Raw genomic sequence first — 20,267 nt, 5'->3', positions numbered from 1 at the left:
CCTGTTTGCGTTCGAACCGGGAACAGAGCCTAGAAATAATGTGTCGCCAGCAGCTGCCACACCTGCCGCTGGGCGGCGGCACCGTAAGTACTGCCCGCATCGCCGGCATTGTAATGCCACTGCAGTGCCAGATCGGTGCGTTCGCCGCGCCAGCGCGCTTCGAGCCAGTAGAAACGGCTGTCGTCGATCAGGTCCAGGCGCCCCTGCCCGGTCAGATCGAGCCGGTTGATGAGCGCATCCTGCCAGCGTACGAACAGCATGGCGGCTTCCCGCGTGGTCAGCGCCTGCCGGCGGTCCGCCTCGTCACGATAGCGGCCATAGTCCTGCATTGGGCTGCTGCGCAGTGCTGCCCAGCCATCCTCGTCGGCGGCGGCACCGTCGCGCTGGTATTCCAGCGTCAATGACAACTTGCCCGGCGCGGTCCAGGTCAGCCCGCCTGCCCAGCTGGCGCGGAACGCGCGGGGGCCATCGATGGCGGTCAGCGCGGGCATGCGGCCACCCGCCCATTCCAGGTAGGCCACGGTGGCATCGCCCAGCAGCACACTCCAGTTGAAGCCGGCCTGCACCGGCTGGCCGGCCTGCCCGAACAGCAGCCATTGCGGATTGAAATAGGGACTGAAGGCATGACTCGCCACCAGCAGCCAGCGCTCGCGTGGATTGCTCGCGCCACCATCCAGACTGAAGGGCGAATCGCTGGAGGCCCCAGCCAGTTTGGGGGCGTAGATGGCGGTGAACGCACCGCCCTGCCACAACCATTGGCCCCGCAGCATGCCGCTGCCCAGCCGGTTTTCACGCAGGCTGCCCGGATCGGCCGAGGTCACTGAGCGCAGGGCGCCCGCCTTGAAGAAATCAGTGGGGTTGAAGCCCGTGGCGACGCCGAAGCGGGTGTTGATGCGCCCCAGGTCCAGCGCCAGTTGCGGCGCCGGCTGCCAGCCCAGGTACAGTTCCTTGAGGGTATTGATGCTGCGCTGCGCGCGCCCGTCGTCGTAGCTGCGCGCGTCGGCCCGATCAGCCGCCACCACCCGCCAGCCTGGAGCGAGGCGCCGATCCAGGCGGCCGTCCAGCGACAGTCGGAACTCGCGTGGCAGCGCTGCACCGTGCCGACGCCGCGGCACGGTGAACCCCAGTTCCGCGGCCAGCGCCCAATCGCGCGGGGCGGCCGCCACCGCATCGGTGGCATCGGCCAGCGCCAGCGCGGCGGCGTCCGGCGCTGCATCGTCGGCGGCAGGGGCCGCCTGCAATCCCATGGGCCACAGCACCAGGCCGGCAAGGTAGGCACGCACCGTCGTCACTCCGGCTTGAAGCGCGGCAGATAGTCGCGCTGCAACCAGCTTTCCGGCACATCGCGCCATGCGTAGCCGCCAAAGCGCATCACAGTGACCCAGTTCGGATCGAGGCCATCGATGATCACCGTTTCGGTCGGGCGCACCATGCCCAGCTGCGGCTGATAGCGCCGGTAGTAGGCCGTCTTGAGCAAGGCGCCGCTCTCGGCGTAGAAACGCCCCTTGATCGGCTGGCTGTTGCCGCTGTCCAGCCAGAATTCGACGCGGTGGTATGTCACGTCCGGTGTGCGCGCCTTGAGCAGGAGCTTGTAGCTGCGGCGCGCCTTGCGCTCGCCGTCGGCCACCTCCTCCTCGCCTGCGAGCGTGGCGGTGTAGTCGCCGGCCAGGTTGACGGTGACCACATCGCCGTTGGCCGCCTGGCCCAGCAGGCGCTGCTGCGGCGAAATCCGCACCGTGCCCTTGCTGGCCGGATCGTAGAACCACAGCTCGTTGCCATCCTTGAGCATCAGCTTGTCCGCATCGCGCGCCGGGGCGACAAAGCGCAGCAGGGTGCGGAACTGGCCACTCTTGGCGTCGGCGCGCGAATAGACCGTCAGCGTGGTGGCATCGCTTTGCTTGCCGTTGCGGTACTCCGTCAGCGTGGTGGTCAGTGCGAACGGCCGGTCCGGGTTGCGGATGGCGTCGCTTGCAGCCAGCAGGGCCTGGGCATCAGCGGCACGGGCAAGCGGCGCGACGATCAGGCACAGGGCCAGCAGGGTGCGGATCGGGGATTTCATGGCATCGGGCTCCGGGTTCAGGCAGGGCATGGCGGGCAGCGGGCTAGACATGGCCAAGCGCATCGACGATCTGCAGACGTGCTGCACGCCGTGCCGGCCACCATGCCGACCCCATCGCCACCAGCGTCAGCCCGAGCGCGGTGCCGAGCAGCATCGCGTGCTCGCCCCAGACGCGGACCAGGAGCGGAATCGGTTCGGTATTGCCCGGCGGCGTCCAGGTCAACCCGCTGTGATTGATCAGATAGGCCAACAGCAGCGCGGCGGCACTGCCAAGGACGCTGCCGGCCAGCCCCAACAGCGATCCCTCGGCGATGAACAGCCTACGGATGCCGGCACGACGCAGCCCGATGGCGCGCAGGGTGCCGATCTCGGTGGTGCGCTCCACCACCGCCATGCTCATGGTGTTGCCCACGGTGAAGAGCACGATCACGCCGATCAGCAGCGCAATGAAGCCGAAGATGGCACTGAACATGCCCACGATCTGCCCATACGACGGATTGAGCGTGGCGAAATCGAGCACCGTCAGCGCCTGCTGCGGGAACGTGCGTTCAAGCAGATGCTGCAGCCGGGCCTGGGCCGCGGGGAGCTGTGCGCTGTGGGCCAGCTGCACCACAATGGCGGTGGCTTGCGGCGGCGCGGCACCGTAGATCAGCCGCTGCGCCGCCCCCAGGTGCAACTGCACGAAGAGATCGTCGATTTCCTTGACGCCCATCGCCTCGGCCGCGGCCACCTGCAGCCTTGCCACATTGGGGGCCCCGTGGGCGTTGGCCGCCAGCAATTCGATACGCGGCATGACACCTTGCGCCGCCGACGTGGGACTGCCCTCCGCCTGCGCCAGCACTGCGATATCACCCGGCACGGCCTCCCCTTGCGCCGCCACCGGTTGCGGCAATGGGCAGTGCTTCACCGCCAGCGGGGCGCACAGTTGCAGCACCCGTGCCACGCCGGTGCCGATCACCGCGGCATCATCGGTCGTGCCGGTCAGGCGCAACGGCCGATGCCGCACCGGGAAGTCGTAGTCGTTCCAGGTGCGCATCCGGTTCTGGTCGTCCACCTCCACGCCGTTGCCGATCACGGTGCGCGACACGCCCGCCGCATAGTTGCCGGCAATGCCGCCCAGGCTCAGCGTCGGCGTCACCACGCGCACCATGGATGCAAGCACCGGGTCGCGCTTGATCGCGGCGATGATACGTCGATAGTCGCGGATGCCGTAGGCCGCCGGATTGCCGGTGCCGAACAGGAAGTAGTCGCGATGCTGGATCTGCAGATGCCCGCCCTGCTGGACGAAGTCGGTCTGCAGACCCAGGTTGATGTTGCGGCTGTAGCCACCGAACAGCAGGATGGCCACCGCGCCGACGGTCATGGCGAATAGGGTGGCGGCGGAACGGCGGCGATTGCGCAGCAGATTGCGCGCGGCCAGGGCCAGCAGGTTCATGCTGCGTCCTCCGTGCGGCGCTCGACATGGGTGATCGCGCCATCCCGCAGATGCACGGCGTCATCCGCCGCAGCCAGGACCTGCGGGTCGTGCGACGAGAAGACAAAGCTGATCCGGTGCTCGCGCTGCATCTGCCGCATGAGGGCGATGATGGCGGCGCCGGTGTGGCTGTCCAGATTGGCGGTCGGCTCGTCGGCCAGCACCAGCGCCGGGCGCATCGCCAGCGCACGCGCCACGGCCACCCGCTGCCGCTGTCCGCCCGAAAGCTGGTTCGGCCGGTGATGCATCTTGTCGTCCAGCCCCACCGCCGCCAGCAGCTCGCGTGCCCTGGCACGGCGCTCGGCCTGCGGGCGCCGTGCCAGGATCAGCGAGTATTCCACGTTTTCCAGCGCCGACAGCACCGGCAGCAGGTTGAAGTTCTGGAACACGAAACCGACGCGGCGGGCCCGGAAATCGGACAACGCATCATCGGCAAGCGTGCTCAGATCGGCCCCGTCGATGCAGACCTGGCCAGCGCTGGGCCGATCCAGCCCGCCGATCAGATTGAGCAGCGTGGTCTTGCCGCTGCCCGAGGGCCCGGCCAGTACGGTAAAGCGGTTGGCGCGGATTTCAAGGCCGATGTCGGCCAGCGCAGGGACATCGACCTGCCCCATACGGTAATGCTTGGCAACGCCGGACAGAACGACCGGATGCATGACGGGCTCCTGGATGGGAAGACGCCGTCACTGTATGCCGCTGTGATCGACCAAGGCCGCCATGCGACGAAGCGCCGCCAGCGGCGATCGACCGTCGCGGCGGCCGACGAAGCGCGTGTGGACCGGCAAGGCTGCGGCGGCCTGCGCCGGGTTGCGAATGGACCACCGCTTTTTGCAACGGCCAGGGTACGGGCTGCCTATGCGGTGCCCTGCGCCCGCCAGCCGTATTTGCGCAGCACGCTGCACGCGACCAAGATGCATGCGGTTGGTCATGGAACTGTCACGAAGATCACAGCATGCAACGACTTTCCCTGCTTGGCGCCGCCTTGGTGCTGATGCTATCCACCACGCCAGCTTTCGCAGAAGGCCCCATCGTCATCAAGTTCAGCCATGTGGTGGCCAACGATACGCCCAAGGGCAAGGCGGCGCTCTATTTCAAGAAGCTCGCCGAGGAGCGGACCAACGGCGCCGTCAAGGTCGAGGTCTACCCGAACAGCCAGCTCTACAAGGACAAGGAGGAGCTGGAGGCGCTGCAGCTGGGCGCGGTGCAGATGCTGGCGCCCAGCCTGGCCAAGTTCGGCCCGCTGGGGGTGAAGGAATTCGAGGTGTTCGACCTGCCGTTCCTCTTTGACAGCTACGAGGAGCTGCACCGGATCACCCAGGGCCCGATCGGCGCGGCGCTGCTCAAGCGGCTCGACAGCAAGGGCATCCTGGGCCTGGCCTATTGGGACAACGGTTTCAAGCAGTTCAGCGGCAACACGCCGCTCAGGAAGCCGGCCGACTTCAAGGGCCTGAAGTTCCGCATCCAATCCTCCAAGGTGCTGGACGCGCAGATGCGCGCGCTGGGCGCACTGCCGCAGCAGCTGGCGTTCTCCGAGGTGTATCAGGGGCTGCAGACCGGCGTGGTCGACGGCGCCGAGAACCCAGCCTCCAACTTCTACACGCAGAAGCTGCACGAGGTGCAGAAGTACCTGACGCTCAGCGACCATGGCTATCTGGGCTATGCCCTGATCGTCAACAAACGCTTCTGGGAGGGGCTGCCCGCCGCGGTGCGCGGCCAGCTCGACGGCGCGCTCAAGGAAGCGACCCGCTACGCCAACCAGATCGCCAAGGCGGAGAACGACGGCGACATCGAGAGCGTCCGCAGATCCGGCAAGACCCAGGTGCTGACGCTGACTCCGGCCGAGCGCGCCGCGCTCAGACAGGCGCTCGCCCCGGTGCACCGGCAGATGGGTGAGCGGATTGGCCCGCAGCTGATCCAGGCGATCCACCGTGAGACCGGCTTTGCCATGCCCCGTTGACGTGAAGCAGCGGCGTGCAACCGCCGCACCGCCACCTGCCCTGCGCCCTGACCAGGAACACCGCCATGCGCATGCTCGACCGTCTTGAGGAGTGGTTCATCGCCTTGCTGATGGCCAGCGCCACCCTTGTCATCTTCGTCGCCGTGCTGCATCGCTACGCCTCGGGCCTGGCGATTGCGGGGCTGCAGGATTGGCTGCTCGGCCTCAACCTTGCCTGGGCGCAGGAGCTGTGCATCTACCTGCTGGTCTGGATGGCTAAGTTCGGGGCCGCCTACGGTGTGCGCACCGGGATCCATGTCGGCGTCGACGTGCTGGTGGACCGGCTCGATGCACGTTACCGCAAGCTGTGCATCCTGGCCGCACTGGCCGCGGGCGCGTTGTTCACCGGCATCGTCGGCACGCTGGGCGCGGCCTTCGTCTGGGAAATCGCCCACACCGACCAGACCTCGGCCGACCTGGAAGTGCCGATGTGGCTGGTCTACCTCGCCGTGCCGTGCGGCTCCTACCTGATGTGCCTGCGTTTCCTGCAGGTGGGCTGGGGCTTCCTATGCCACGGCGCGCTGCCGCGCCATGACCACGGCCAGGTGGATGGGCTGGAAGAGGAACTGCAAGGAGCGCGCGCATGACCGCTGTGGCATCCGCCCCCAAGCCGCTGGCGGCCCGCTGGCCGCTCGGCATCGGCGCCGCGCTGGTGGCGCTGGCGCTGCTGGGCGGTCAGAAGGCGCTGATCTTCTGCCTGCTGATCGCCCTGATGCTGACCGGCATGCCGATCTCGATCGCGCTCGGCCTCACCGTGCTGGCCTTCCTGTTCACCATGACCCAGGTGCCGATCGAAGCGGTGGCGCTCAAGCTGTTCACCGGGATCGAGAAGTTCGAGATCATGGCCATCCCCTTCTTCATCCTCGCCGGCAACTTCCTGACCCACGGCGGCGTGGCGCGGCGGATGATCGATTTCGCCACTGCCATGGTCGGTCACTGGCATGGCGGCCTGGGCTTGGCCGGGGTGGTCGCCTGCGCGCTGTTCGCCGCAGTATCGGGCTCCAGCCCGGCCACGGTGGTGGCCATCGGCACCATCATCCTGCCGGCGATGGTCAGACAAGGGTTTCCCCGCCGATTCGGCGCAGGCGTCATCACCACGTCGGGCGCACTGGGCATCCTGATCCCGCCCTCCATCGTGATGGTGATGTACTCGGTGGCAACCAATACCTCGGTCGGCGCGCTGTTCATGGCCGGCGTGATCCCGGGGCTGCTGCTGGCGGCGCTGCTGGGCCTGGTGGCCTGGTGGCGGGCGCGCAGGCACGGCTATCCGCGCCTGCCGCGTGCCAGCTGGCGCACACGCTGGCATGCGCTGCGCCGGGCCATCTGGGGTCTGCTGCTGATCGCGGTGGTGATGGGCGGCATCTACAGCGGCATGTTCACACCGACCGAGGCGGCGGCGATGAGCGCGGTCTACGCCTTCGTGGTCGCCGTGTTCATCTATCGCGACCTGCCCCTCAAAGCGGTCGGCAAAGTGCTGCTCGGCTCGGCCGCCATGAGCGCCATGCTGCTTTACATCATCACCAATGCAGTGCTGTTCTCGTTCCTGATGGCGCACGAGAACATTCCGCAGATGCTGTCGGACTGGCTGCTCGGGATGGGGTTGGGGCCGATCGCCTTCCTGCTGGCGGTGAACCTGCTGCTGTTGCTGGCCGGCAACGTGATGGAGCCCTCGTCCATCGTGCTGATCTTCGCCCCCATCCTGTTCCCGGTCGCGGTGGCGCTGGGCATCGACCCGGTGCACTTTGGCATCCTGATCGTGGTGAACATGGAGGTGGGCATGTGCCACCCGCCGGTCGGGCTCAATCTGTATGTGGCCTCGGGCATCACCCGGATGGGCATCACCGAGCTGACCGTGGCGGTATGGCCCTGGCTGCTCGCGATGCTGGGCTTCCTGCTGCTGGTGACCTACGTGCCCGCGCTCTCGACCTGGCTGCCACGCACGCTGGGCATGATGGGGTGACCGGCACGCCAGCCGGGCCCGCTATGCCTGGATGACGCCGCCGCCGAGGCACACCTCGCCCTGGTACAGCACCATCGACTGCCCCGGCGTCACCGCCCACTGCGCCTCGTCGAAATCGAGCCTGACACCGCCCTCGATGTGCTGCAACGCGCACGCTGCGTCCTGCTGGCGATAGCGGGTCTTGGCGGTATAGCGGCCTTCGGCCGGCATTTCGCCGAGGATCCACGCGCAGTCGTTGGCCACCAGCGTGTGCTTCAACAACAACGGATGATCGTGCCCCTGCACCACGATCAGCTCGTTGGTCTCGGGATTCTTGCCGCCGACGAACCATGGCTCGCCGCTGCCGGCCTTGTCGCCGCCGATGCCAAGGCCGGAACGCTGCCCCAAGGTGTAGTACATCAGCCCCATGTGCTCGCCCATCACCCGCCCTTCTGGGGTCACCATCATGCCGGGCTGCCTGGGCAGATAGCGATTGAGGAATTCGCGGAACGGTCGCTCGCCGATGAAGCAGATGCCGGTGCTGTCCTTCTTCCTGGCGTTGGGCAGGCCGATCTCCTCGGCGATCCGGCGTACCTCGCTCTTGCGCAGGCCGCCCAGCGGGAACACCGCCTGGCTCACCTGCTCCTGGCTCAGACGATACAGGAAATAGGTCTGGTCCTTGCCCTCATCCACCGCGCGGATCAGCTCGGTGCGCCCGTCACTGCGCAGCCGGTTGCCACAATAGTGGCCGGTCGCCATCTTGGCGCCGCCCAGGGCGATGGCGTAGTCCAGAAAACAGCGGAACTTGATCTCGCTGTTGCACAGGATGTCCGGGTTCGGGGTGCGGCCGGCAGAATACTCAGCCAGGAAGTACGAGAACACCCGGTCCTTGTATTCCTTGGCGAAGTTGACCAGCTCGATGTCGATGCCCAGGAGGTCCGCCACCGCGATGGCGTCCATGCTGTCTTCCTTGATCGAGCAGTACTCGTCGTTGTTGTCGTCCTCCCAGTTCTGCATGAACACGCCGTGCACATCGTAGCCCTGCGCCTTCAACAGATGGGCACTGACCGAGGAATCGACACCGCCCGACAGGCCGATCACGATCTTGTCGCTCATGCCGCCCCCAAGGTCGAAGCCGGCCGGTCGAAGTCACGCAGCAACGCCAGCGGGTAGCGGCATCCGGCCAGGTAGTCGTCGATACAGGCGAGCAGCAAGGGGCTGCGGTGTTCGGCCTGCCGGGCCACGATCTCGTCGTAGCCCAGCCAGACCGCCGCTTCGATGCCGTCATCCAGCGTATGCCCTGCCACGTGCCCCAGCACGTCGCCGCAGAAGGCAAAGCGCAGATAGGTCAATCCGGGTCGCTCGGGCGGGCTCCACTGATAGATACCGACAAGGGCGGTCGGCTTGAAACGATAGGCGCTCTCTTCCAGCGTCTCACGCACGCAGGCCGCCACGAGGCCCTCGCCCGCCTCCAGATGTCCCGCAGGCTGGTTGAGCTTGCGCGCGCCGAGGATGCGCTCCTCGACCAACAGGAATCGGCCGTCGCGCTCGATCACGGCGGCGACGGTGGCATTGGGCTTCCACATGGGCATGACTCTGAAAACAAAGCGGTATTCTAGCGGAATCGGCATGCCGCGCCGCAGACCTCGGCGCCTATCCAGGGCGATTCGGGCCACGCCGCCCACGTCGTTTCGGCCCCCTGGCGGCACCGTGTACCGCACCGGCCGTGGCAGGCAACGGCACATCGATCCCGCGCCACTGGCCGCTCTCCAGCGCAGCGAGCGTCCACGAACCGACTGCCCAACGCACCAGGCGCAGCGTCGGAAAACCGATCCTGGCCGTCATGCGCCGCACCTGGCGGTTCTTGCCTTCGGTGATCACGATTTCGAGCCAGCTCGTCGGGATCGCGGACCGGAAGCGGACCGGCGGATTGCGCGGCCACAGGCCCACCGGCTCGACGATCCGGCGCACCTGGGCCGGGCGGGTGACGAAATCCCCCAGATCGACACCCTGGCACAACGGCGCAAGCGCAGCATCGTCGGGCTCGCCCTCGACCTGGACCCAATAGGTCTTGGGCAATTTGTGCCGGGGATCGGCAATACGCGCCTGCAACGGCCCCGAATCGGTCAGCAGCACCAGCCCTTCCGAGTCGGTGTCGAGCCGGCCTGCCGGATAGACGTCCTTGACCGGCACATAGTCGGCCAGGGTCGGGTGGGGCGGGCTCGGGGAAAACTGGCAGATCACCCCGTAAGGCTTGTTGAGCAGGATCAGTTTGGCCATCCGCGCATTCTATCGCGGCCAGCGTGCCGTCCCGCGGCTGCCCGGGCGCAAACTTGGCACACCAAGGCCGTTCACGCCATAATTGCGGGTTTCTAGCGTTGCCGCGTCATTTAACCAACAAGATGGGAAACCAACGATGAGCCATATCAAGGCGCCTGCAGAAGGTGCGAAGATCGTCCCGAACCTCGCCACCCCGGACAATCCGATCATCCCGTTCATCGAAGGTGACGGCATCGGCGTCGACATCACCCCGGTGATGAAGGACGTGGTCGATGCAGCGGTAAGCAAGTGCTACGGCGGCAGCCGCAAGATCCACTGGATGGAAATCTACTGCGGCGAGAAGGCGGCCAAGCTGTACGGCAACGATACCTACCTGCCGCAGGAAACCCTGGACGCGCTCAAGGAATATGTGGTCTCGATCAAGGGCCCGCTCGCCACGCCGGTCGGCGGCGGCATCCGCTCGTTGAACGTGGCTCTGCGCCAGCAGCTGGATCTGTATGTCTGCCTGCGCCCGGTACGCTACTTCCAGGGTGTGCCCTCCCCGGTGAAGAAGCCCGAACTCATCGACATGGTGATCTTCCGCGAGAACACCGAGGACATCTACGCCGGCATCGAATGGGATGCCCAGTCCGATGGCGCCAAGAAGGTCATCGAGTTCCTGCAGGAACAGATGGGCGTCAAGAAGATCCGCTTCCCCGCCTCGTCCAGCATCGGCATCAAGCCGGTGAGCAAGGAAGGGACCGAGCGCCTGGTGCGCAAGGCCATCCAGTACGCCATCGACAACAACCGCAAGTCCGTGACGCTTGTCCACAAGGGCAACATCATGAAGTTCACGGAAGGCATGTTCCGCACCTGGGGCTATGAGCTTGCCAAGAGCGAGTTCGGTGGCGTCGAGATCGACGGCGGCCCGTGGGTGCAGCTGCCCAACGGCATCGTGATCAAGGATGTGATCGCCGATGCGTTCCTGCAGCAGATCCTGCTGCGCCCGGCCGAGTACGACGTGATCGCCACCCTGAACCTGAACGGCGACTACATCTCGGATGCACTGGCAGCCGAAGTCGGCGGCATTGGCATCGCCCCGGGTGCCAACCTGTCGGACAACGTGGCCTGCTTCGAAGCCACCCACGGCACCGCCCCCAAGTACGCCGGCCAGGACAAGGTGAACCCGGGTTCGCTCTTGCTGTCCGCCGAGATGATGCTGCGCCACATGGGTTGGAAGGAAGCGGCCGATCTCATCATCAGCGCGATGGAAAAGACCATCCAGGACAAGATCGTGACCTACGATTTCGCCCGGCTGATGGACGGCGCCCAGGAAGTATCGTGCTCCGCGTTCGGCAAGGCCATCATTGCACGGATGTGATCCGGGCCACTGATGCCGGAACAGCAAGCCCCGCAGCTGCGGGGCTTCTTTTTTGGAGCAGGGCAAACAAAAAGCCCCGCCTGGAGGCGGGGCCGGTCAAGCACAGCCAGCCAGATCAGGTCGACTGGATGTTGGCGGCTTGCTTGCCCTTGGGGCCTTGGGCGACTTCGAAGGAGACGCGCTGGCCTTCCTTCAAGGTCTTGAAGCCGGGCATATTGATTGCGGAGAAGTGAGCGAAGATGTCTTCGCCGCCCTCATCCGGAGTGATAAAGCCAAAGCCTTTGGAATCATTGAACCACTTTACGGTACCCGTAGCCATTTAGGGTCTTTCTCCAAGATAAGCATTAACACAGCACCAGCTTGGCGCCGACTGTTTGAAGTCAAGGCCTAACGACGGGTCTACCGGTAAGGCTATGAAACTTGTCCATCAAACGCGCTTCGTTTTTACGCGACATTTACGGCCAGGGTCAAGCGTGCATACGTGAAAATCGTCAAACTGTTGCGCCGGTGGAACGCTTGAAAAAGCACCGGCGCGGGCCAAAATGGAAGTGGAAAAGGTTGGAATCATTGATGGCTCTGGAAAACCAGTTCGAAACGGAGCAGGCGTCGCATGAAACGCGTACGGCCCCGCCCCCCATGTATCGCGTCGTGCTGCTCAACGACGACTTTACACCGATGGAATATGTCATTCTTGTATTGCAGCACTTTTTCATGATGGGCCGAGAACAAGCGACCGTTGTCATGCTCAAAGTCCATAACGAAGGTCGTGGCGTCTGCGGAATCTATCCCAAGGACATCGCTGCCACCAAGGTCGCGCAAGTAATGGAGCACGCGCGAGCACACCAACACCCGCTCCAGTGCATCATGGAGGTAAACGAATGATCGCCCAGGAACTCGAAGTGAGCCTCCATATGGCCTTCATGGAGGCAAGACAAAAGCGCCACGAGTACATCACGGTGGAGCACCTCCTGCTTGCATTGCTCGACAACCCGTCCGCCGCCGAAGTGCTGCGTGCGTGTGGTGCGAACATGGACGAGCTACGTCGCTCGCTCGGCGATTTCGTGACCGAGCACACCCCGGTCGTATCCGGTTCGGGTGAGGTCGAAACCCAGCCGACCATCGGCTTCCAGCGCGTGATCCAGCGCGCGATCCTGCATGTTCAAAGCTCCGGCAAGAAGGAGGTGACCGGTGCCAATGTGCTGGTTGCCATCTTCGGCGAGAAGGATAGCCATGCGGTGTATTTCCTGCACCAGCAGGGCATCACGCGGCTGGACGTGGTCAATTTCATCTCGCATGGGATTGCCAAGAGCCAGTCGCCGGCGCAGCCGCAAAGCGCCCGCAGCGAACATGGCGAAGAGCAGGAAAGCGAGGTCAGCCCCGGCGGCGCGCTGGACAGCTTTACGCAGAACCTCAATCAGCTGGCATTGTCCGGCCGGATCGACCCGTTGATCGGGCGCGAAGCCGAGCTGGAACGCGTGATCCAGATCCTGTGCCGCCGACGCAAGAACAATCCGCTGCTGGTGGGCGAGGCAGGCGTGGGCAAGACGGCGATCGCCGAAGGGCTCGCGCGTCGCATCGTTGACGGTGAGGTGCCCGATATCCTGGCTGATGCCACGGTGTATTCGCTTGACATGGGCGCACTCCTGGCCGGCACCAAGTACCGCGGGGACTTCGAGCAGCGTCTGAAGGCTGTGATCAAGCAGCTGACCGACGAGCGCAACGCGATCCTGTTCATCGACGAGATCCACACGCTTGTGGGTGCCGGCGCGGCTTCGGGTGGCACGCTCGATGCGAGCAATCTGTTGAAGCCGGCCCTGTCCAACGGCTCGCTCAAGTGCATCGGCGCGACGACCTACAGCGAATTCCGCGGCATCTTCGAGAAAGACAACGCGTTGTCGCGGCGCTTCCAGAAGATCGATGTGGTCGAGCCGTCGGTGGCGCAGACCGTCGAGATCCTCAAGGGCCTGAAGGAACGTTTCGAGCAGCACCATGGTGTGAAGTACACCGCGACCGCGCTCGCGACGGCAGCCGAGCTCTCGGCCAAGTACATCAATGATCGCCATCTGCCGGACAAGGCCATCGATGTGATCGATGAAGCCGGGGCCGCGCAGAAGATCCTGCCGCGCTCGAAGCAGAAGAAGACCATCGGCAAGGGAGAGATCGAGGAGATCGTCGCCAAGATTGCCCGCATTCCGCCGAAGAACGTATCGAGCGACGACAAGAATGCGCTCAAGACGCTGGACCGGGATCTGAAGAACGTGGTGTTCGGGCAGGACAACGCGATTGAAGCCCTCTCGACCGCGATCAAGATGGCCCGGGCCGGGCTTGGCAATCCGCAAAAGCCGATCGGTGCGTTCCTGTTCAGTGGTCCGACGGGCGTGGGCAAGACCGAAGTGGCGCGGCAGCTCGCCTACACCCTGGGCATCGAACTGATCCGCTTTGACATGTCCGAGTACATGGAGCGCCATGCGGTGAGCCGGTTGATCGGCGCGCCTCCGGGATACGTCGGCTTCGAACAGGGTGGCCTGATGACCGAGGCGATCAACAAGCATCCGTATGCGGTGCTGTTGCTCGACGAGATCGAAAAGGCACATCCGGACATCTTCAATGTGCTGCTGCAGGTGATGGATCACGGAACCTTGACCGACAACAACGGCCGCAAGGCGGATTTCCGCAACGTGATTCTCATCATGACCACCAACGCGGGGGCGGAGAGCCTCAACAAGTCGGTGATCGGCTTCACGTCGAAGAAAGAGACGGGCGACGAGATGCAGGAGATCAAGCGCCTGTTCACACCGGAGTTCCGCAACCGGTTGGATGCGATCATTCCGTTCGCCCCGCTGTCGCACGAGATCATCCTGCAGGTGGTCGACAAGTTCCTGCTGCAGCTGGAATTGCAGTTGCAGGAGAAGAAGGTGGAGGCCCACTTCACCCAGGCGCTCAAGGACATGCTGGCCAAACACGGCTTCGATCCGATGATGGGCGCACGGCCGATGGCCCGTCTGATCCAGGACACCATCCGCAAGGCGCTCGCCGACGAGCTGCTGTTCGGGCGCCTGCTGCATGGCGGCGAGGTGACGATCGACGTCGACAGCGGCGACAAGGTGGTCCTGCGGCTGCAGGAGGACAAGGCGGACGCTGTTCCCGCCTGAACCACGCGGCTTCTCAACAGAACCCCGGCTCATGCCGGGGTTTTTTCATTGCCGGGCGGTAGCGACATGCTGGCGCAGGCTGCAGCGCCTCGCCCAGCCCGGCCGGCTAGCCTCTCGGATGATGCTGGCGGTGCAACGCCTGCAGTCTGGCTGTCGCCACATGGGTGTAGATCTGGGTCGTACCGATGTCTGCATGGCCCAGCAGCATCTGCACCACCCTCAGATCGGCACCGTGGTTCAACAGGTGGGTCGCAAAGGCATGGCGCAGCACGTGCGGTGACAGCCGCTCGGCGTCGATGCCCGCACTCGCGGCATACCCTTTGACAATGAACCAGGCACCTTGCCGGGTCAGCGGCATGCCACGCTGGTTGACGAACAGGGTCGATACCGCTCGACCGGCGCACAGCAACGCCCGCGCTTCCTGCTGGTAGCGATTCAGCCAGTGCTGCGCCTCGTCCCCCATCGGTACGACACGCTGCTTGCCCCCCTTGCCACCGACCACCTGGATGAAGCCTTCCTTGAAATAGACCCGTTCGATCGGCAAGGCCACCAGCTCGGAAACCCGCAGCCCGGTCGCATACATCAGCTCCAGCATTGCCCGGTCGCGCAATCCCCCCGCGCTGTCCGTATCGGGCGCCTGCAACAGTGCCTGCACCTGCGCCTCCTCCAACCCCTTGGGCAACGGCCGTATCCGGCGCGGCGAGGACAACAGCTCGGTCGGATCGTCCACAATCCGTTCAGCCAGGCGCCAGTGCCGGTAGAACTTGCGCAGGCTCGCCAGACGCCGGGCCAGTGTGGCGGCCTTGACGCTGCGGGCCTGCCTTGCCAGGAATGCCTGCACGTCGTCGCGGGTCGCGGCGAAGGGATGTCGTCCATCACCGGCCAGCCACTCACCCCAGATCGTCAGATCACGCCGGTAGCTCTCCACGGTATTGGCTGCGAGGCCCTCCCCCAGCCAGACCTGATCGATGAACGCATCGATGATCCGCTGCGTCTCATCCGGCAGCGCGCTCACAGGATGCCTTCGTGCACCAGCAGTTGACGCTTGATCGGCAACCAGTCAATGCCGTTGCGGTTGGCATTGAAACCGCCAAGACCGTTGGCTGCGACGACGCGATGGCAGGGAATGATGATGGGCAGCGGGTTGCGCCCGCAGGCGCCACCGACCGCCCGCGGCACCGAACCGATACGCCGGGCGATTTCGGCATAGCGAAGCAGTTGGCCACAGGGAATGGCCGCGATCTGCTGCCACACCGCGAGTTGATGGGCAGTGCCATCCAGGCGGCAAGGCAAATCGAAAACAAAATCAGGGGATCGAAAATAGGCGTCCAGCTGCCGTGCCGCCTCGCGCAATACGACGCTTGCCGGTGGACGCAGTGGCGCAGCATGGGGCAGGAAATCGATCAGCGCCATCTCGCCGGCCGCGCTCTCGACCAACCCGAGCGGCCCGATCGGGCTCGCCAGGATGGCGTGGTATTCGTCAAAGACAATCGGATGCATCAGTGGCATGGCAGCCCTCCACAATCGTGAGGGCTGATCCTAGCCGAAAAAAAACGCGGGCACGAATGCCCGCGTTCCTGCTGCCCGGGTGCCTGTTAACCGGCAGCCTGCTCGGTCTTGCGTGCCGGCAGTTTTTCCTTGATCCGGGCCGACTTGCCGGAGCGATCGCGCAGATAGTAGAGCTTGGCGCGACGCACATCACCGCGGCGCTTCACTTCAATCGCGGCGACGAGCGGCGAGTAGGTCTGGAAAGTCCGCTCGACACCGGTACCGGCGGAGATCTTGCGCACGGTGAAGGCGCTGTTCAGACCGCGGTTCTTCTTGGCGATGACCACGCCTTCATACGCCTGCAGCCGCTCGCGGTTACCTTCCTTGACCTTGACCTGAACGATCACGGTGTCGCCAGGGGCGAACTCGGGCACGGTCTTGCCCAGGCGGGCGATTTCTTCTTGTTCCAGTTGCTGGATCAGGTTCATTGCATTACTCCTTGTGCGAAGACGTACCTTCTGCCCCTTGCAGGGAAGCGGGCCCGACACTGCGGTGCTCCGCCTGAAATTCAGCCAGAAGACGATCTTCCTCTTTTGTCTGCCGGCGTGCCGCAAGCAAATCCGGACGGCGCAACCATGTACGCCCCAATGCCTGCTTCAAGCGCCAGCGCCTGATGTTGGCATGATTTCCCGAAAGCAGTACCTCCGGGACCGCCATGCCGCGGTAAACCTCTGGACGGGTGTAGTGCGGGCAATCGAGCAACCCGTCCACAAACGAATCTTCCTGCGCGCTCGCTGCCGTGTTGAGCACGCCTGGCAGCTGACGCACGATGGCGTCGATCAGCACCATGGCCGGCAGCTCGCCACCCGAGAGCACGTAGTCACCGATCGAGACTTCCTCATCGACCAGAGACGCCAGCACCCGCTCATCAACCCCTTCGTAGCGGCCGCACAAGAGCACAAGCCCTTCGCACGTCGCCAACTGCCCCACCCGCACATGGCTCAGCTGCGCGCCTTGCGGCGACAGGTAGACCACCCGCGGTGCCACGCCCGCCGCCTGCTGCCGCGCCCGGGCTGCATTGATTGCCAGCTCCAGCGGCTCCGGCAACATCACCATGCCTGGGCCACCACCATAGGGCCGGTCATCGACCCTGCGGTAATTGTCCTGCGTGAAATCGCGCGGATTCCACGCCTGGAAATCGAAAATGCCCAGCTCGACCGCGCGCTGCGTCACCCCATGGCGGGTGATGGCGTCGAACATCTCCGGGAAGATGCTCACCGCATCAAACAGCACGCGGCGTTCGGGCATCGCCATCTCTAGTAGTCGAGATCCCAGTCGACCGTGATCGTCCGGGATGCCAGGTCCACCTTCAAGACCACCTGCGCCACGAAGGGCAGCAGTCGCTCCTTGTCGCCATCCTTGACGACCAGCACGTCGTTGGCCCCCGTCTCGAACAGGCGCTCCACCACACCCAGCACCTCGCCCGGCGTATTGGCCACGGTCATGCCGACCAGATCGGCCCAGTAGTACTCGTCGTCTGCCGGCGCCGGCATTGCGCTGCGTGGAACCGCCACCTGGCAGCCCTTGAGGGCGAATGCCGTATCGCGGTCATCAACGCCCTCGAGCTTGGCTGCAAGCTTCTTGGGCTGGACCTGGCCTTCCTCGAAGGAATACGCCCGCCACTGCCCACCCTGCCACAGCCACCAGGTTCCGTACTCAAGCAGGCTGTCGGCGTGCTCCGTATCGGCGACGACGTTGATCCAACCGCGAATGCCAAAAGCCCCGCTCACATATCCCATCGTGACCAGATCGTCGGGCACGTTGGCGAACGAGGGCGAGGCCTGTTCCTTGCGCGTCACGGCAAACTTAGGCGGCCGGCTTGTACTGCTTGATCAGACGCGCGACGGAATCGCTCGGCTTGGCACCGACGCCGACCCAGTAGTTCAACCGGTCGAGGGCCACACGCACGCTTTCCTGGCCTTCCTTGGCGAGCGGATCATAAAAGCCCAGACGCTCGACAAAGCGGCCATCGCGACGATTGCGCGAATCGGTCACGACGACGTTGTAGAAAGGGCGATCTTTGGCGCCGCCACGAGCAAGACGAATCACAACCATTGTTTTGTACCCGGAATCGGTTTACGCGAAACTCGCGATTGTAGGTGAACACATACAAGCAGCACAAGAGCCCATACAACAAAGACTTGCGTGCAGACCGGCGACTACAGGCCCGGCAACATCCCTTTCATGCTCCGCATCATCTTGGCCATCCCCCCCTTGGAGAACTGCTTCATCATCTTTTGGGTCTGCTCGAACTGGTTGAGGAGGCGGTTGACCTCCTGCACCGACACCCCGGCACCGGCAGCGATGCGGCGCTTGCGGCTGGCCTTGAGCAGTTCGGGCTTGCGCCGCTCCTGCGGCGTCATCGAATTGATGATGCCTTCGATCCGCGCCACCGCCTTGTCGGAAGCCTGATTGTTGGCCAGCTCGGTCAACTGCCCGGCCCCGGGAAGCTTGTCCAGCAGTGCGGACATGCCCCCCATCTTCTTCATCTGCTGGATCTGCAGCTTGAAGTCCTCCAGGTCGAAGCCCTTGCCGGACTTCACCTTCTTCATCATCCTGAGGGCTTCGGCCTCGTCGACCGTCTTCTGGACATCCTCGATCAGGCTGAGCACATCCCCCATGTCGAGAATTCGGCTTGCCACGCGGTCCGGATAGAACGGCTCCAGCCCGGTCAGCTTTTCGCCCACGCCGATGAACTTGATCGGCTTGCCGGTGACATGGCGCACCGACAGTGCCGCCCCGCCCCGCGCATCGCCGTCCATCTTGGTCAGCACCACCCCGGTCAGCGGCAGTGCTGCACCGAACGCCTGTGCGGTATTCACCGCATCCTGCCCCTGCATCGCATCGACCACGAACAACGTCTCGACCGGCTTGATCGCGGCGTGCAGCGCCTGGATCTCCGCCATCATCGCTTCGTCGATGGCAAGACGCCCGGCGGTGTCGACGATCAATACATCATGGAAATGCCGCTTGGCGTGATCGAGCGCAGCCAGGGCGATCTCCACCGGCCGTTGCGTCACGTCCGAGGGAAACCATTCGACGTCCAGCTGCGCCGCCAAGGTCTTCAACTGCTCGATCGCAGCCGGTCGATAGACGTCGGCCGATACCAGCAGCACCTTTTTCCTGTGCTCTTCCTTGAGCCGCTTGGCGAGCTTGCCTGAGGTGGTGGTCTTGCCGGCGCCCTGCAGGCCGGCCATCAGGATCACCGCCGGCGGCACCGCGGCAAGGTTGAGCGCATCGTTGTGCGCCCCCATCAGCTTGGTCAGTTCTTCGTACACCACGCCGATCAAGGCCTGGCCTGGGGTGAGGCTGCCGATCACCTCCTGACCCAGCGCACGCTCCTTGACGTCGGCGATGAACTGCTTGACGACGGGCAACGCCACGTCGGCCTCCAAGAGCGCCATGCGTACATCGCGCAACGCGTCCTGGACATTGGATTCGGTCAGCCGCGCATTGCCGCGCAACGTTTTGACGACATTGCCCAGACGACCGGAGAGATTCTCAAACATGCTTCAAACCCTTGACGGTACCGGCAGCACGCACGGCATCCCGCTCTGCTAGACTAGTGGACCCGCCGATTCTAACCCACTATGCCCGTGCCCTGGCTCGCCCTTACCGCGCTTGCACTGTATGTCCTGCTTGGCTGGCAGTTCTGCCGAACCCGCCTTGCCGCCGCAGCGCCAGCCCGACCCGGCCTCGAGAATGCGGGCCTGTTGCTGGCATTGGCATTGCATGGATTGGCACTGTGGCCACCGCTGGCCAACCCACCCTTGCATTTCGGTGCGGCCGAAGCGCTGTCGATGACGGCATGGCTTGCACTGCTGGTCTACCTGGTGGGGCAATTGTCCTTTCCACTGGATGGCTTGCAGCCACCACTGCTGGCGCTGGTGATCGCGCTGTTGGGCGCAAGCCTGCTGCTGCCGGCAGGCCATCTCTTAACCTATCCGCAGAATGCGCTGTCGCGGCTGCACTTTTTGGCGGCGATGCTGGCCTACGGGCTGCTCGCCAACGCGGCCGGCATCGCGCTGCTGATGCGCATTGCCGATCAGCGGCTCCATCGCGCCGATGCGCATCTGCTGGTGCAAAAGCTGCCGCCGCTGATGTCGCTGGAGCGGCTGTTGTTCGCATGCATCGGCCTCGGTTTTGGCTGGCTGACGCTTGCGCTGGCCACCGGAGCCCTCTTCAGCGAGGAGGTGTTTGGCAAGGCCCTGCAATTCAATCACAAGATCGTGCTGTCGTTCGCCGCCTGGCTGGTATTTGGCGGGCTGCTGATTGGACGGCACCTGAAAGGGTGGCGGGGTCGTACGGCGACCCGGACGACCCTGATCGGGTTTTGTCTGTTGCTTCTGGCATACATCGGCTCACGCCTGGTGTTTGAGGCCATCCTGCAACGCGCCTGAGCCCATCCGGCCTGTCAAAATCCCGGTTGCGGCGCACGAAGTGCCAAGCCCGACAAGAG

General features: G+C 64.5%; 22 protein-coding genes. 7 read left to right on the top strand and 15 right to left on the bottom strand.

Annotated features, from left to right (window positions below):
* Positions 1-29: 29 nt before the first annotated feature.
* Genes N8I74_RS06225 through N8I74_RS06210 form a run of 4 tightly spaced genes read right to left on the bottom strand, consistent with a single transcriptional unit; the run spans position 30 to position 4,189 of the window.
* The gene (locus N8I74_RS06225; RefSeq protein ID WP_263125991.1) at positions 30-1,283 is read right to left on the bottom strand and encodes an OprO/OprP family phosphate-selective porin; all 1,254 of its coding nucleotides are present in this window, start codon (positions 1,281-1,283) and stop codon (positions 30-32) included.
* A gap of 5 nt (positions 1,284-1,288) precedes the next feature.
* Positions 1,289-2,059, bottom strand: coding sequence for an outer membrane lipoprotein-sorting protein (locus N8I74_RS06220; RefSeq protein WP_263125989.1), 771 nt, complete (start codon positions 2,057-2,059; stop codon positions 1,289-1,291).
* Between the two features lie 43 nt (positions 2,060-2,102).
* Complete coding sequence (locus N8I74_RS06215; RefSeq protein ID WP_263125988.1) at positions 2,103-3,494, bottom strand: ABC transporter permease; 1,392 nt, start codon at positions 3,492-3,494, stop codon at positions 2,103-2,105.
* Positions 3,491-4,189, bottom strand: a complete 699-nt coding sequence (locus N8I74_RS06210; protein WP_263125987.1) for an ABC transporter ATP-binding protein — start codon at positions 4,187-4,189, stop codon at positions 3,491-3,493. Before N8I74_RS06210 ends, N8I74_RS06215 begins: the two co-directional genes overlap by 4 nt.
* A gap of 296 nt (positions 4,190-4,485) precedes the next feature.
* On the opposite strand from N8I74_RS06210, the gene N8I74_RS06205 reads away from it, so the two are divergent.
* The 3 genes from N8I74_RS06205 (at position 4,486) to N8I74_RS06195 (ending at position 7,489) form a co-directional block, all read left to right on the top strand.
* Positions 4,486-5,490 carry a TRAP transporter substrate-binding protein gene (locus N8I74_RS06205; protein WP_263125986.1) on the top strand — a complete coding sequence of 335 codons (1,005 nt, stop codon included), beginning with the start codon at positions 4,486-4,488 and terminating at the stop codon, positions 5,488-5,490.
* Between the two features lie 65 nt (positions 5,491-5,555).
* Positions 5,556-6,116 (top strand): TRAP transporter small permease, encoded by a 561-nt coding sequence (locus N8I74_RS06200; protein ID WP_263125985.1) that lies wholly within the window; start codon positions 5,556-5,558, stop codon positions 6,114-6,116.
* On the top strand, positions 6,113-7,489 hold the full coding sequence (locus N8I74_RS06195; protein WP_263125984.1) for a TRAP transporter large permease: 1,377 nt from the start codon (positions 6,113-6,115) through the stop codon (positions 7,487-7,489). The genes N8I74_RS06200 and N8I74_RS06195 overlap by 4 nt, the downstream gene beginning before the upstream one ends.
* 21 nt (positions 7,490-7,510) lie before the next feature.
* Here N8I74_RS06195 and mnmA read toward each other — a convergent pair whose 3' ends face one another.
* From mnmA to N8I74_RS06180, 3 genes are all read right to left on the bottom strand, one after another.
* Positions 7,511-8,584 carry a tRNA 2-thiouridine(34) synthase MnmA gene (gene mnmA / locus N8I74_RS06190; RefSeq protein ID WP_263125983.1) on the bottom strand — a complete coding sequence of 358 codons (1,074 nt, stop codon included), beginning with the start codon at positions 8,582-8,584 and terminating at the stop codon, positions 7,511-7,513.
* Positions 8,581-9,054 carry an NUDIX hydrolase gene (locus N8I74_RS06185; RefSeq protein WP_263125982.1) on the bottom strand — a complete coding sequence of 158 codons (474 nt, stop codon included), beginning with the start codon at positions 9,052-9,054 and terminating at the stop codon, positions 8,581-8,583. The genes mnmA and N8I74_RS06185 overlap by 4 nt, the downstream gene beginning before the upstream one ends.
* 67 nt (positions 9,055-9,121) lie before the next feature.
* Positions 9,122-9,748, bottom strand: coding sequence for a pseudouridine synthase (locus tag N8I74_RS06180; RefSeq protein ID WP_263125981.1), 627 nt, complete (start codon positions 9,746-9,748; stop codon positions 9,122-9,124).
* A 136-nt stretch (positions 9,749-9,884) separates the two neighbouring features.
* Between N8I74_RS06180 and icd the strand changes: the two genes are divergently transcribed.
* Entirely contained in the window at positions 9,885-11,108 is a 1,224-nt protein-coding gene (gene icd, locus N8I74_RS06175; protein ID WP_263125980.1) for an NADP-dependent isocitrate dehydrogenase, read from the top strand.
* A 115-nt stretch (positions 11,109-11,223) separates the two neighbouring features.
* Here the strand turns inward: icd and N8I74_RS06170 are convergent, their stop codons facing one another.
* The gene (locus tag N8I74_RS06170; RefSeq protein ID WP_263125979.1) at positions 11,224-11,427 is read right to left on the bottom strand and encodes a cold-shock protein; all 204 of its coding nucleotides are present in this window, start codon (positions 11,425-11,427) and stop codon (positions 11,224-11,226) included.
* A 251-nt stretch (positions 11,428-11,678) separates the two neighbouring features.
* Between N8I74_RS06170 and clpS the strand changes: the two genes are divergently transcribed.
* Together clpS and clpA are read left to right on the top strand one after the other, a co-directional pair.
* Positions 11,679-11,990 (top strand): ATP-dependent Clp protease adapter ClpS, encoded by a 312-nt coding sequence (gene clpS, locus N8I74_RS06165; protein ID WP_263126725.1) that lies wholly within the window; start codon positions 11,679-11,681, stop codon positions 11,988-11,990.
* Positions 11,987-14,260, top strand: coding sequence for an ATP-dependent Clp protease ATP-binding subunit ClpA (gene clpA / locus N8I74_RS06160; RefSeq protein ID WP_263125977.1), 2,274 nt, complete (start codon positions 11,987-11,989; stop codon positions 14,258-14,260). Before clpS ends, clpA begins: the two co-directional genes overlap by 4 nt.
* Positions 14,261-14,366: 106 nt before the next feature.
* Here the strand turns inward: clpA and xerD are convergent, their stop codons facing one another.
* The 7 genes from xerD to ffh form a co-directional block, all read right to left on the bottom strand.
* Positions 14,367-15,275: a site-specific tyrosine recombinase XerD gene (gene xerD / locus N8I74_RS06155; protein ID WP_263125976.1), complete on the bottom strand. Its 909-nt coding sequence runs from the start codon at positions 15,273-15,275 to the stop codon at positions 14,367-14,369.
* Positions 15,272-15,769 (bottom strand): methylated-DNA--[protein]-cysteine S-methyltransferase, encoded by a 498-nt coding sequence (locus N8I74_RS06150; protein WP_263125975.1) that lies wholly within the window; start codon positions 15,767-15,769, stop codon positions 15,272-15,274. Before N8I74_RS06150 ends, xerD begins: the two co-directional genes overlap by 4 nt.
* Positions 15,770-15,855: 86 nt before the next feature.
* Complete coding sequence (gene rplS / locus N8I74_RS06145) at positions 15,856-16,236, bottom strand: 50S ribosomal protein L19 (protein ID WP_263125974.1); 381 nt, start codon at positions 16,234-16,236, stop codon at positions 15,856-15,858.
* A gap of 4 nt (positions 16,237-16,240) precedes the next feature.
* Positions 16,241-17,056 carry a tRNA (guanosine(37)-N1)-methyltransferase TrmD gene (gene trmD, locus N8I74_RS06140; protein WP_408611868.1) on the bottom strand — a complete coding sequence of 272 codons (816 nt, stop codon included), beginning with the start codon at positions 17,054-17,056 and terminating at the stop codon, positions 16,241-16,243.
* An 8-nt stretch (positions 17,057-17,064) separates the two neighbouring features.
* Entirely contained in the window at positions 17,065-17,547 is a 483-nt protein-coding gene (rimM, locus tag N8I74_RS06135; RefSeq protein WP_263126723.1) for a ribosome maturation factor RimM, read from the bottom strand.
* A gap of 67 nt (positions 17,548-17,614) precedes the next feature.
* Positions 17,615-17,863 (bottom strand): 30S ribosomal protein S16, encoded by a 249-nt coding sequence (gene rpsP, locus N8I74_RS06130; protein WP_263125973.1) that lies wholly within the window; start codon positions 17,861-17,863, stop codon positions 17,615-17,617.
* 104 nt (positions 17,864-17,967) lie between these two features.
* The gene (ffh, locus tag N8I74_RS06125) at positions 17,968-19,317 is read right to left on the bottom strand and encodes a signal recognition particle protein (RefSeq protein ID WP_263125972.1); all 1,350 of its coding nucleotides are present in this window, start codon (positions 19,315-19,317) and stop codon (positions 17,968-17,970) included.
* An 81-nt stretch (positions 19,318-19,398) separates the two neighbouring features.
* On the opposite strand from ffh, the gene N8I74_RS06120 reads away from it, so the two are divergent.
* A complete protein-coding gene (locus N8I74_RS06120) occupies positions 19,399-20,208 on the top strand; it encodes a cytochrome C assembly family protein (RefSeq protein ID WP_263125971.1) in 810 nt (269 codons plus the stop codon).
* Positions 20,209-20,267 lie beyond the last annotated feature (59 nt).

Origin of the sequence: Chitiniphilus purpureus (assembly GCF_025642115.1) — a bacterium.
In the GTDB taxonomy this organism is placed as follows: Bacteria; Pseudomonadota; Gammaproteobacteria; order Burkholderiales; family Chitinibacteraceae; genus Chitiniphilus; species Chitiniphilus purpureus.
This window is presented reverse-complemented; position numbering and strand designations above follow the sequence as displayed.

Excerpts from the sequence above, each read along its gene's own strand:
- trmD (WP_408611868.1), bottom strand. The coding sequence starts at position 17,056 with ATGCCCGAACGCCGCGTGCTGTTTGATGCGGTGAGCATCTTCCCGGAG.
- N8I74_RS06215 (WP_263125988.1), bottom strand. The coding sequence starts at position 3,494 with ATGAACCTGCTGGCCCTGGCCGCGCGCAATCTGCTGCGCAATCGCCGC.
- N8I74_RS06170 (WP_263125979.1), bottom strand. The coding sequence starts at position 11,427 with ATGGCTACGGGTACCGTAAAGTGGTTCAATGATTCCAAAGGCTTTGGC.
- rimM (WP_263126723.1), bottom strand. The coding sequence starts at position 17,547 with ATGGGATATGTGAGCGGGGCTTTTGGCATTCGCGGTTGGATCAACGTC.
- N8I74_RS06195 (WP_263125984.1), top strand. The coding sequence starts at position 6,113 with ATGACCGCTGTGGCATCCGCCCCCAAGCCGCTGGCGGCCCGCTGGCCG.
- N8I74_RS06185 (WP_263125982.1), bottom strand. The coding sequence starts at position 9,054 with ATGTGGAAGCCCAATGCCACCGTCGCCGCCGTGATCGAGCGCGACGGC.
- N8I74_RS06120 (WP_263125971.1), top strand. The coding sequence starts at position 19,399 with ATGCCCGTGCCCTGGCTCGCCCTTACCGCGCTTGCACTGTATGTCCTG.
- rpsP (WP_263125973.1), bottom strand. The coding sequence starts at position 17,863 with ATGGTTGTGATTCGTCTTGCTCGTGGCGGCGCCAAAGATCGCCCTTTC.
- N8I74_RS06210 (WP_263125987.1), bottom strand. The coding sequence starts at position 4,189 with ATGCATCCGGTCGTTCTGTCCGGCGTTGCCAAGCATTACCGTATGGGG.
- N8I74_RS06220 (WP_263125989.1), bottom strand. The coding sequence starts at position 2,059 with ATGAAATCCCCGATCCGCACCCTGCTGGCCCTGTGCCTGATCGTCGCG.
- N8I74_RS06180 (WP_263125981.1), bottom strand. The coding sequence starts at position 9,748 with ATGGCCAAACTGATCCTGCTCAACAAGCCTTACGGGGTGATCTGCCAG.
- N8I74_RS06150 (WP_263125975.1), bottom strand. The coding sequence starts at position 15,769 with ATGCCACTGATGCATCCGATTGTCTTTGACGAATACCACGCCATCCTG.
- icd (WP_263125980.1), top strand. The coding sequence starts at position 9,885 with ATGAGCCATATCAAGGCGCCTGCAGAAGGTGCGAAGATCGTCCCGAAC.
- ffh (WP_263125972.1), bottom strand. The coding sequence starts at position 19,317 with ATGTTTGAGAATCTCTCCGGTCGTCTGGGCAATGTCGTCAAAACGTTG.
- clpS (WP_263126725.1), top strand. The coding sequence starts at position 11,679 with ATGGCTCTGGAAAACCAGTTCGAAACGGAGCAGGCGTCGCATGAAACG.
- rplS (WP_263125974.1), bottom strand. The coding sequence starts at position 16,236 with ATGAACCTGATCCAGCAACTGGAACAAGAAGAAATCGCCCGCCTGGGC.
- clpA (WP_263125977.1), top strand. The coding sequence starts at position 11,987 with ATGATCGCCCAGGAACTCGAAGTGAGCCTCCATATGGCCTTCATGGAG.
- N8I74_RS06200 (WP_263125985.1), top strand. The coding sequence starts at position 5,556 with ATGCGCATGCTCGACCGTCTTGAGGAGTGGTTCATCGCCTTGCTGATG.
- N8I74_RS06205 (WP_263125986.1), top strand. The coding sequence starts at position 4,486 with ATGCAACGACTTTCCCTGCTTGGCGCCGCCTTGGTGCTGATGCTATCC.
- mnmA (WP_263125983.1), bottom strand. The coding sequence starts at position 8,584 with ATGAGCGACAAGATCGTGATCGGCCTGTCGGGCGGTGTCGATTCCTCG.